The following is a 10,686-nucleotide window of genomic DNA, read 5'->3' as shown; positions in this document are numbered from 1 at the left end:
GCAGGAGCGACAGGTCGTGGGTGCAGTCGCTGACGTCGGCCTGGCCGGGCGAGTGCGTGACGGGCAGGTACAGGCGTCCGTCGACGCCCTCCATGTCGAAAGTGTCGGTGTGACACGGCGTGAGCCTGGCTGCAAGGCCTTCCCGGTGGGTCAGTCGGGAGTCCTTCTCACGGAGCCCGCGCGTGGCCGTGACGAGGGTCGTGACCGCCCAGCGCAGGAGCGACAGGTCGTGGGTGCAGTCGCTGACGTCGGCCTGGCCGGGCGAGTGCGTGACGGGCAGGTACAGGCGTCCGTCGACGCCCTCCATGAGGAAGCCCGAATAGTAGCCGACCACTCCGGCGAGCGCGGGACGCAGCAGGTAGCGCAGGATGCGCGGGCCGGCCGTGTAGCGGTGGGCCTCCCACAGGGCCAGCGCTCCGGAGGCGCGCACCGGATCGTCGGTGCGCCCCGCCTTGGACCCGACCCCGGGCAGCGCGCCGGCCAGGTGCTCGTGGGCGGGCGGCGGGCCCTGCTCGAGCGCCGCGGCGACCGGTCCGATGCCGAGGTGGCGCGAGGGTCCGAGCAACGCGGGCGCGTCGGCGAGCCGTTCGGGCCCGGGGCCGGTCACGGCGGCCAGGATGTACAGCTGGGCCCGGTGGAACCGCTGCAGGGTCCGCTCGGGCAGTGCCACGTAGCTGCGCCGGTGGAAGGCGTGCCACCACGCCCGGTGCCGGGACACGGCGGAATCGACGCCGGTCGCGAGGAGTGCGCGGGGTCGATAACCGCCCCGGAAGTCACCGATCCCAAGTCCCGGGCGAAAACGCTCCACCGCGCACCGCACCGCGGGCCGGGCGCAAGGCCCGGCAGGCCGGCGCCCCGGCCGGAAGCTACGGCCCGCCCCGACGAAAGTGGTGGACGACCGATTCCCATCGTCGGATGTGCCGGACCCCACCGATTCCTACGGTGGTCACATCGGCACAGCGACAGGGAGCGAGCATGATCACTCTCAGCGGGCTCACCAAGAGGTACGGGACGGTGACCGCGGTGGACGGCCTCGACCTCGAGATCACGCCCGGCCGGGTGACCGGCTTCCTCGGCCCCAACGGAGCGGGGAAGTCCACGACGATGCGGATGATCCTCGGTCTGGACCGGCCGACGGCGGGCCGGGCCCTGGTCAACGGCAAGCAGTACGAGGAACTGCGCTATCCCCTGCGGGAGGTGGGCGCGCTCCTCGACGCCAAGGCCGTGCACCCGGGGCGGACCGCGCGGAACCACCTGCTGTCCATGGCCCGCAGCAACGGCATCGCGCGGCGCAGGGTCGACGAGGTGCTGGAGGTGGTGGGCCTGACCTCGGTGGCGAGCCGCCGGGTCGGCCTGTTCTCCCTGGGAATGGGCCAGCGACTGGGCATCGCCGGGGCGCTGCTCGGCGACCCCGGTGTGCTGATCTTCGACGAGCCGGTGAACGGCCTCGACCCGGACGGGGTGCGCTGGGTGCGCTCCATCGCGCGCTCCCTGGCCGAGGAGGGACGTACGGTCTTCCTCTCCAGCCATCTGATGAGCGAGATGCAGCAGACCGCGGACCAGGTCGTCGTCATCGGCAAGGGCAAGCTGATCGCGGACACCCCGGTGCCGGAGCTGATCGAGCGCAGTTCCCTGGGCACCGTGCGGGTGCGAGTCCCCGACCCGGCGGACCGCGCGGACCTGGTCCGGCGGATCGGGACGGCGGGCTTCGGGACCGAACTCACCGCGGACGACGCACTGGTCGTGCGCGGTGCCCGGCCCGAGCAGATCGGCGACCTGGCGCACAAGGCCGGCATCCGACTGCACGAACTGCTCCTGCAGGAGCCCTCGCTCGAGGAGGCGTACATGGAACTGACCTCCGACAGTGTCGAATACGGCACCGCTCGGAGCGCGAAGGTGACAGGCGGGTGGGACGCATGAACGACACGAAGGCCGCTCCGGCGGCGGCAGCACAAGGCCGCGGCGGACTGATGGGGGCCGCCGCGGCGGAGTGGACCAAGCTGTGGGGCGTGCGCTCCACCTGGGTGTCCCTGGCGTCCACGGCCGCGCTGGTGGTCGCCTACACGGTGATCGTGGGGGTCTCCGCGCGCTCCTCGACGGCGCAGTCCTCGGGCGGCGAGCCGCCGACGGACCCGCTGGCGAACCTGGGCACCGGGGTCGTCTTCATGGGCCAGTTCGCGGTGCTCGCGCTGGCGACGATGGTCATCGCCTCGGAGTACGCGACCGGCAGCATCCGCGGGACGTTGCAGTGCGTGCCGGTGCGGCACCGGATGCTGCTGTCGAAAAGCGTGGTGCTGGTCCCCGTGCTGTTCGTGTCGGGCCTCGTCGTCGCGCCGTTGGGGCTGGGCTCGGCCGTCGTCGCGCTCGGTGACGTCGCCGATCCGGTGACGGTCGGGGCGAGCGTGCGCCAGGCGCTGGCCGTGGGCGGGTACCTCGGCGCGGTCGGAATGATCAGCATCGGAATCGGCGCGGCCGTGCGCAGTGTGGCCGGGACCGTCACGGTGGGTTTCCTGGTCCTGCTGGTGCTGCCCATGACGCTGCAGTCGGTCTCGGTGGAGTTCGTGCAGAAGGCCGGCGACTGTCTGCCGGGACCGGCCGGCATGGCCCTGATGGGCGTCTCCGAGTCCGACGCCCACGGCCCTGGAGCGGCCGCCGCGCTGCTGGTCTTCTGGGCCCTCGCCGCCAACGCGGCCGGCTACTGGGTGCTGCGCAACCGCGACGCCTGACGGCGCCGCCCGCCCCTGCCAAGGGGCGTCCCTGGCATCCTGGGTCCCTACATCCCCCGGGGGACTCGGGACTTCCCCACCGCCGAACGGAATTTGAGCGGTGACGAAAAGAAACAGGCAGGACCGGCGATCAGCCGGGTGACACACCGGTGCTCCACACAATTCGAGAATGCCTCCCACTGACAGGGCAACGGAACTGCGCTGGTTTCCAGTTGCCCTGTCAGCCATCGAATTCTTATTTCTCTGGTGGAGTGACATGCCCCCAGCGCAGCAACACGCGGACCTTGATGATCCGTCGTTCGGTGCGGGTTGGCGTGCGGCGCGGCTGGTGTGCGGCCGGGAGGACGGATCGCTCGTCCCTGCCTCGCCGAACCGACGGTACGGTCGGCCCACCACTGCCTGTCACTTTCGCGAAGCTCCTGTCGGCGTGGACGTGTCCGCCCACGGGAGCCTCTCCCGCCCTGCGTGGCGCGGGTCAGGCGTGGGCCTGCCGGTGGGCGCGGATGATGTCCGCGTATCGGCGGCCGCTCGACTTGATGGTGCGTGCCTGGGTCGCGTAGTCGACGTGGACGAGCCCGAAGCGCTTGTCGTAGCCGTAGGCCCATTCGAAGTTGTCGAGGAGGGACCATGCGTAGTAGCCGGCGAGGGGGACACCCTTGCGCACGGCGCGGGCGCAGGCGCCGATGTGCTGTTCCAGGTAGCGGGCCCGCTCGGGGTCGTCGACGGTGCCGTCGGGGCCGACGGTGTCGGGGAAGGCGGAGCCGTTCTCGGTGACGTACAGCTCGCGGACGCCGTAGTCATCGGTCAGCCGCATCAGGAACGACTCCAGGCCGTCGGCGTCGATCTGCCAGTCCATGCCGGTGCGGGGTGCGTCGGGCAGGCGCACCTCGCGGGCGTACGGGACGGGGCCGTCCGGGTCGTCGGCGACCGTGACCGGGAAGTAGTAGTTGAGGCCGTGCCAGTCGAGCGGGGCGGCCATCGCCTCCAAGTCACCTGTGCGTTCGGGTAGTTCGACGCCGTAAAGCTCGCGCATGTCGGCGGGGAAGCCGCGGCCGTAGACCGGGTCGAGCCACCAGCGGTTGGTGTGGCCGTCCATGCGGGCGGCTGCGGCGATGTCCTCGGACCGGGTCGAGGCGGCCGCCACGGTCGAGTGGTTGGTGACGAGGCCGACCTGGGTGTCCGGCGCCGCCGCGCGGATCGCCCGTGCGGTCAGTCCGTGGCCGAGAAGCAGGTGGTACGAGGCGTGGACGGCGGCGGTGAGGTCGGTGAGGCCGGGGGCCATCCGGCCTTCGAGGTGGCCGATCCAACCGGAGCACAGCGGTTCGTTGAGGGTGGCCCAGCGGGTGACCCGGTCGCCCAGCCGACCGACGACGACGGAGGCGTAGGCGGCGAGGTGCTCGGCCGTGTCGCGGCTGGTCCAGCCGCCGCGGTCCTGGAGCGCCTGCGGGAGGTCCCAGTGGTAGAGGGTGATGTTGGGCGTGATGCCGGCGTCGAGGAGGGCGTCGACGAGGCGGTCGTAGAAGTCGAGGCCGGCCGCGTTGACAGGTCCGTCGCCGCCGGGGACGACGCGGGGCCAGGCGATGGACAGCCGGTAGGCGTCGGTGCCCAGCTCCTTCATCAGGGCGACGTCCTCGGGCCAGCGGTGGTAGTGGTCGCAGGCCTCGTCTCCGTGGTCGTCGTTGTCGATCCTGCCCGGGGTGTGGGAGAAGGTGTCCCAGATCGACGGGGCCCGCCCGTCCTCGGCGACGGCGCCCTCGATCTGGTAGGCGGATGTGGCCGTGCCCCACACGAAGTCGGAGGGAAAGGCGGCGAAGTCTATCGAACCGGACACAGAGGGTGCCTCTCTGGGAGTGAGGGAACGGGACGTAGGCCGCTACTTGACGGCGCCTGCGGTCAGTCCCGTGACGAGGTAGCGCTGCAGGAGCAGGAAGCCGGCGACGACGGGCAGGCTCACGACCAGGGAGGCGGCCATGATCTGGTTCCAGTACACGTCGTTCTGGGTGGAGTAGCCCTGGAGGCCGACAGCGAGGGTGCGGGTGGTGTCGTTGGTCATGACGGAGGCGAACAGGACCTCGCCCCACGCGGTCATGAAGGCGTAGACGGCGACGGCCACGATGCCCGGGATCGCGGCGGGCACGATGACGCGGAAGAGTGCGCCCAGGGGTCCGCAGCCGTCCACCTTGGCCGCCTCGTCCAGGTCGCGGGGCACCGAGTCGAAGTACCCGATGAGCATCCAGATGGAGAACGGCAGGGAGAAGGTGAGGTAGGTGAGGATCAGGCCGCCGCGGGAGCCGAAGAGGGCGATGCCGGTGGCGTTGCCGATGTTGACGTAGATGAGGAACAGCGGCAACAGGAACAGAACGCCGGGGAACATCTGTGTCGACAGGACGGTGACCGTGAAGACCCGTTTGCCGCGGAAGTCGTAGCGGCTGACCGCGTAGGCCGCGAAGACGGCGATGGTGACGGAGCAGACGGTCGCCGCTCCGGCCACGATCAGGGAGTTCATGAAGTAGTCGGCGAGCGGAACGGTGTCCCAGATGTCGAGGTAGGGACGGACGGTGAGGCCCGAGGGGAGCCATTGGAACTTGCCGGAAACGTCCTCCAGCGGTTTGAGCGAGCTGGAGACCATGACGTACACCGGCAGCAGGACGAAGCCGGAGAGGAGCGTCAGGAAGATCCGCCGGCTCCACAGGAAGGACTGCGGGGCGGCCATCGGGGAGCGGACCTGACGCCGGGTCTGGCTAGGCATCGATGGCCTTCCTTCCTCGGGAGGTGAGCAGGAGGTAGGTGCCTGTCACCACGAGCAGGAACAGCAGCAGGAGGACCGACATGGCGGAGCCGGTGCCGAAGTTCCAGGTCTGGAACGAGGACTGGTAGATGTGCAGGGAGATGAGGTCCGCGGACTCCGGTGCCGCCTTGCCGAAGAGGACGAAGGGGGTGTTGAAGTCGTTGAAGGTCCACAGGAACAGCACCAGGACGAGGACCTGGTTGACCGGGGCCAGCGACGGCAGGGTGATACGGCGGATCTGCTGCCAGATCCCCGCTCCGTCTAGGGCCGCGGCCTCGTAGATCTCGCGGGGGATGTTCTGCAGTCCGGCCATGATGATCAGGAAGGCGAAGGGCCAGCCCTTCCAGACCGAGACGACGAGCAGGGTGATGAAGCTGTTGTCGCCGATCAGCCAGAACGGCGGGCTGTCGGTGAGCCCGAGCTGGTCGTGGATCACATGGTTCACCAGTCCGTTGTCGCGCTGGAACATGAACGCCCAGGTGATGACGGCGGCGTAGACGGGCAGGGCGTACGGGACGAGGAAGAGCGTGCGCAGGAAGCCGCGGCCGCGGAAGCTCTCCTGCATGAAGATGGCGGCGGCCGTTCCGAGCAGCCAGCAGAGCCCGACCGAGAGAAGGGTGAAGAGGCAGGTGGTGAGGAAGGACTTCAACAGCGCCTCACCCACGGGGGCGTCGAAGTCGACCGCGAGGGAATAGTTGTCGAATCCGGTCCAGGGAGCGGTGGTCCAGTCGCGGACGTAGAACTGGGTCAGCTCCTTGAAGCTGACGGCGATGCCGATCACCATCGGCACCAGGTGGACCAGGAGTTCGAGCAGGAGGGCGGGGAGCAGCAGCAGATACGGCAGGCCGATGCGGCGCGACCGCTCGAAGCGGCGCGGGCGCGGTGCCGCTCCGGGAGCGTTCTTCCGTGCCGTCCGCTCGCCTGCGTCCAGGGCAGCGGAGGTGGTCATGGCGGTGTCCGTACTCACTTCTTGGGCATCTGCTGCTGGGCCTTCTCGAGCTTGGCCCGCACCGACTCGGTGGTCACGGGCCGGCCCGCGGCGGCGTCGGCGAACAGCTCCTTGACCGCCGTGCCGACGACGGTCTCGAACTGCGACTCCTCGGGGACCTGCGGGAGCGCGGTGGCGCTGGTCGCCAGGGTGTCACGCAGGACGGCGAGCGAGGGGCTGTTGAAGGCCGGGTCCTGCTGGGCGCCCTTGACCGGCGGGATGGAGCCGTAGGCCTTGTTGAGGATGACCTGCTCGGCGTCGCTGGTCATGAAGTTGACGAACTTCTTGGCGCCGTCGATGTTCTTGGTGTTCTTGAAGACGGCCATGTTGATGCCGGCGACCATGGAGTTGGCGGCCGTGCCGGTACCGGGCTCGCCGGACGGCACCGGGGCGGGCGCCACTCCCCATTCGTCCTCGCTCATGCCCTGGGACTTGAAGGTGGCGGACGCGGTCTGCCACAGCACCATGCCCGTCTTGTCCTTGGAGAAGTCGCTCAGGGACTGGTTCTGGGCGTACTCGGCGTTGCCCGGTGCGACGATCTTGTCCTTGGCCATCAGGTCGACGTACTGCTTGACCGCGGCGACCGCGCCGTCGGAGGTGAAGTCCGGCTTGCCGTCGGCGGTGAAGAAGTCGGCGCCGTGCTGCTTGGCGAGGACGAAGACCTGGTGGATGTTGTTGGAGAGGTTGGAGCCCTCGGCGCCGAGGCCGTTGTAGCCCTTGGCGGTGAGCTTCTTGCCGACCGCGACCAGCTCGTCCCAGGTGGCCGGCGGCTTCGCCACTCCGGCCTCGGAGAACAGCTTCTTGTTGTAGTAGAGCGCGTAGGCCATGGAGTACAGCGGAACGGCGGCGGGGTCCTGGCCCTGGGCACCCGTGGAGCCGAGGGCGGATTCCACGAAGCGGTCCCTGCCGCCGATCGCCGCGAAGTTCTTCGCGTCCCAGGGCAGCAGGGCACCGGTGGCCTGGAGCGAGGCGGACCAGGTGTTGCCGATGTTCAGGACGTCGGGGCCCTGGCCGGAGGTGGTGGCAGTCAGGATCCGGTTGAGGAGGTCGGACCAGGGCACGACCTCCAGCTTCACCTTGATGCCGGTCTCCTTTTCGAACTTGTCCAGTTCAGGCTGGAGGACCTTCTTGTCGGCCTCGAGGTTGGCGCCCTGGTTCGAAGCCCAGTAGGTGAGCGTCTTCGGCTGCTCGTTGGAACCCTCCGAGCCGGAAGAGCCCCCACCGCAGGCGGCCGCGGTGAGGACGAGCGAGAGGGTGACGGCGCCGACGGCTGCGGCTCTGATTCTGCGCATGGCTCCAGGGGCCTTCCGGGAAGGGCGGACGGACTGTGGCTGCGGGGAGGGGGCGACACGCAGGGCGTTCCGCGTTCGGGCCCTGAAGCCCCCCGCCGCTTAATTCACGGTGTGAGTTAAACCTCAAGTGAAGGTCGCGTCAAGGCCTCCGTCCCCTGTAAGTTGCATGTAGGACGATGGAGACGAGGGGCCAGGGTGAAGATGCGCAGCGGCCGTACGGTGCGTGACCTGCGGCGGGAGAACCGCACGGCGGTGTTGCAACGGTTGTATTTCGACGGGCCCCTGAGCCGCCTCTCGCTCGGCCCGGTCACCGGGCTCAGCTCGGGCTCGGTGAGCAACGTGGTGTCCGAGCTGGTCGCCGAGGGTCTGGTCGAGGAGGCCGGCAGCGTGGACTCGGCAGGCGGCCGTCCCCGTACGCTCCTGCGCGTCAGCGCGCACAGCGGCTACATGATCGGTGTGGACGTCGGTGAGACGCGGGTACGGATCGAGCTCTTCGATCTGGCCCTCACCGAACTCGCCCGGGTGGAGCGGCCGCTCGCGACCGAGAGCCCACGGCGCGTGGACCGCTACGACGTCGGTGTCGTGGTCGGTCACCTCCGCGAAGGCATCCCCGAGGTCCTGAGCCGGGCCGGTATCCCGGCGGAGCAACTGCTCGGCGTCGGTATCGGCGTTCCGGGCATCGTGGCCGCGAGCGCGCAGGACGGCGCCGTGGTGCACGGCCAGACCATCGACTGGGACGCCGTCCCGCTGGAGCGGCTGCTGCGCGAGTCCCGACTGCTGCCCGAGACCGTGCCGTACTACATCGACAACGGCGCCAAGACGCTCGGCCAGGCGGAGATGTGGTTCGGCGCCGGACGAGGTGCGCAGAACGCGGTGGTGGTCCTCTTCGGCTCCGGTGTCGGCGCCAGCGTCGTCACCGACGACATGCGCTCCGGCATGGCCCTGGAGTGGGGACACCTGACCGTACGGGTACGCGGCCGGCGCTGCCGCTGCGGTGCGACGGGTTGCCTGGAGGCGTACGCCGGCGCCGAAGCTCTCCTGGAACGGTGGGCGGAGGCGGGCGGCCGGCCACCCGCCGGCGCGGACGAGGAGACCGCGCTGACCGCGATGCTCGCCGCCGCCTACCCCTCCCCCGACGCCGAGGGGGTCGTCGCCCCGGCCGACGCGACCGCTGTGGCCGTCCTGGAGGAGACCGCCGAGTATCTCGGGGCCGGCTTCTCCGACCTGATCAACCTCTTCCAGCCCGAACGCATCCTCGTCGGCGGCTGGGCCGGCCTCCAGCTCGGCCGGCGCTTCCTCGACACCGTGCGGACGTACGCCGCTTCGTACTCGCTGAAGTACCCGGCCGGGCGCGTCGAGATCGACCTGGGCACCCTGGGACCGGACGCCGTCACCGTCGGCGCCGCCATCCTGCCGCTCGCCGACTTCTTCGCCCGTGGCGGCCGCCGCGCCGAGGCGGATCCGGAGCAGCAGAGTCCCGTGTGGCAGACCAGCCTGCGGGACCGGGCGGCGCAGTGAGGAACCTCAGCCGGTGACCGCCCGCGGCTCGACCGTCACCTCCCCTTCCCACCGCAGGTCCCCCACCGACCTGCCCACTATGAGCCGGTACGGCCCCGGCTCCGTGGCCCAGGCGCTCTCCTCCTGCGACCAGTGGCGCAGGGCACAGGCCGCCACCTCCACCTCGGCGGTCACCGTCCGGCCCGCCTCCGCCCGGACCGCCGCATAGCCGGCGAACCAGCGCACGGGCCGCTCCACGGCCGAGTCCGGCCGGGCCGCGTAGACCTGGACGGCCTCCCGCCCGGCGCGGGTCCCGGAGTTGCGCAACCGTACCCGCACGGTGAACGCGTCGCCCGCCGTGATCGATGCCGACGCGTCGACGGCCTCGTACTCCCAGGTCGTGTACCCGAGGCCGTGGCCGAACCAGAAGGCCGGCGCACGGCCGGTCCGCAGCCAGGCCCGATGGCCGGTGTGGAGTCCTTCGGCGTAATCGAGACGGCCCCCCACGGGTCGGGTCCCCGTCACCGGGGCGTCCGCGAGGAACGCGCCCCAGGTCGTGGGGAGCCGGCCGCCTGGCTCCTCCAGCCCGAACAGGACGTCGGCGAGCCCGGCGCCTGCCTCCTGCCCCGGGAACCAGGTGAGCAGCAGCGCGCCCACGTCGTTCCGCCCCGGCATCCCGACCGGGCCGCCGCTGTTGACGACCACGACCGTGCGCGGGTTGGCCTCGGCCACCGCACGCACGAGATCATCCTGCTGCCCGCCTAGGGTCAGAACACCCCGGTCGTGTCCCTCGGTCTCGTCGTGCTCGATGGTGCCGACGACCACGATCGCGGCGTCCGCCGCCCGGGCCGCCTCCGCCGCGGCCGCCACCAGGCTCTCCGCGTCGGGCGCCGGCGGCGCGGCGGTGATCACCGTCGCGCGGCCGCAGCCGCGGATCAGGGCGGCGCCGGCACGGCCCGTCAGTTCGGGGTCCTCCGAGAAGCACTCGAAGTGCCGGCCCTCGAGCGGGATCCGGTGGAGATTGAGCGTCGGTGCCAGCACCACGTCGACGCCCTTGCGGGCGGCCTCCGCGGCCAGCAGCCCGCCCAGCCCCTCCCACAGGTCCTCGTCCCGCATCGCTCCCAGGGCCGAGGCCGAGGGAAGCAGCGCGGAGGGGCACCGCTCGTCCCACGCCTCACCGCGGACGCCCGCCGGTCCGTCCGACAGCACCATCTCCCGCAGCCCGATGCCCTCCTCCCCCGCCGTACGCCACGTCGTCGCGCCGGTGAGCAGACGCACCTCCTGCTCAAGGGTCAGCTCGCCGACGTGCCGGTCAAGCGTCCTGTCGCCCATGTCCCGCCCCGCATCTCGCAGTTGCTCGGTCGTGACCCTGCCGGTCGCCGCCGGACAGGGCCG

General features: G+C 70.6%; 8 protein-coding genes and 2 pseudogenes. 3 read left to right on the top strand and 7 right to left on the bottom strand.

The features are described from left to right. Window positions 1–718 (bottom strand): annotated as a pseudogene (locus ACZ4V6_RS06100) (hypothetical protein); the annotation flags it as partial. A gap of 257 nt (window positions 719–975) precedes the next feature. On the opposite strand from ACZ4V6_RS06100, the gene ACZ4V6_RS06095 reads away from it, so the two are divergent. Then, on the top strand, window positions 976–1,920 hold the full coding sequence (locus ACZ4V6_RS06095; RefSeq protein WP_467822907.1) for an ABC transporter ATP-binding protein: 945 nt from the start codon (window positions 976–978) through the stop codon (window positions 1,918–1,920). Further along, complete coding sequence (locus ACZ4V6_RS06090; RefSeq protein ID WP_467822905.1) at window positions 1,917–2,726, top strand: ABC transporter; 810 nt, start codon at window positions 1,917–1,919, stop codon at window positions 2,724–2,726. Before ACZ4V6_RS06095 ends, ACZ4V6_RS06090 begins: the two co-directional genes overlap by 4 nt. Before the next feature lie 259 nt (window positions 2,727–2,985). Here the strand turns inward: ACZ4V6_RS06090 and ACZ4V6_RS06085 are convergent. The 5 genes and pseudogenes from ACZ4V6_RS06085 to ACZ4V6_RS06065 all read right to left on the bottom strand — a co-directional run. Continuing rightward, window positions 2,986–3,107 (bottom strand): annotated as a pseudogene (locus ACZ4V6_RS06085) (IS481 family transposase); the annotation flags it as partial. 94 nt (window positions 3,108–3,201) lie between these two features. Continuing rightward, window positions 3,202–4,557, bottom strand: a complete 1,356-nt coding sequence (locus tag ACZ4V6_RS06080) for a GH1 family beta-glucosidase (RefSeq protein WP_467822903.1) — start codon at window positions 4,555–4,557, stop codon at window positions 3,202–3,204. A 42-nt stretch (window positions 4,558–4,599) separates the two neighbouring features. After that, the gene (locus ACZ4V6_RS06075; RefSeq protein WP_467823155.1) at window positions 4,600–5,439 is read right to left on the bottom strand and encodes a carbohydrate ABC transporter permease; all 840 of its coding nucleotides are present in this window, start codon (window positions 5,437–5,439) and stop codon (window positions 4,600–4,602) included. A 28-nt stretch (window positions 5,440–5,467) separates the two neighbouring features. Beyond that, window positions 5,468–6,463 carry a carbohydrate ABC transporter permease gene (locus ACZ4V6_RS06070; RefSeq protein ID WP_467822901.1) on the bottom strand — a complete coding sequence of 332 codons (996 nt, stop codon included), beginning with the start codon at window positions 6,461–6,463 and terminating at the stop codon, window positions 5,468–5,470. A gap of 14 nt (window positions 6,464–6,477) precedes the next feature. Further along, window positions 6,478–7,794 carry an ABC transporter substrate-binding protein gene (locus ACZ4V6_RS06065; RefSeq protein ID WP_467822898.1) on the bottom strand — a complete coding sequence of 439 codons (1,317 nt, stop codon included), beginning with the start codon at window positions 7,792–7,794 and terminating at the stop codon, window positions 6,478–6,480. Window positions 7,795–7,995: 201 nt separating this feature from the next. On the opposite strand from ACZ4V6_RS06065, the gene ACZ4V6_RS06060 reads away from it, so the two are divergent. Beyond that, window positions 7,996–9,312, top strand: coding sequence for an ROK family protein (locus tag ACZ4V6_RS06060; RefSeq protein WP_467823153.1), 1,317 nt, complete (start codon window positions 7,996–7,998; stop codon window positions 9,310–9,312). A gap of 6 nt (window positions 9,313–9,318) precedes the next feature. On the opposite strand, the gene ACZ4V6_RS06055 is transcribed toward ACZ4V6_RS06060, so the two are convergent. Beyond that, the gene (locus tag ACZ4V6_RS06055; RefSeq protein ID WP_467822896.1) at window positions 9,319–10,623 is read right to left on the bottom strand and encodes a glycoside hydrolase family 3 protein; all 1,305 of its coding nucleotides are present in this window, start codon (window positions 10,621–10,623) and stop codon (window positions 9,319–9,321) included. Between the last annotated feature and the right edge of the window lie 63 nt (window positions 10,624–10,686).

This window comes from Streptomyces sp. NPDC029152, from assembly GCF_055564355.1.
Note: the sequence above shows the minus strand (reverse complement) of the source record. Positions and strands in the feature narration are given on the sequence as shown.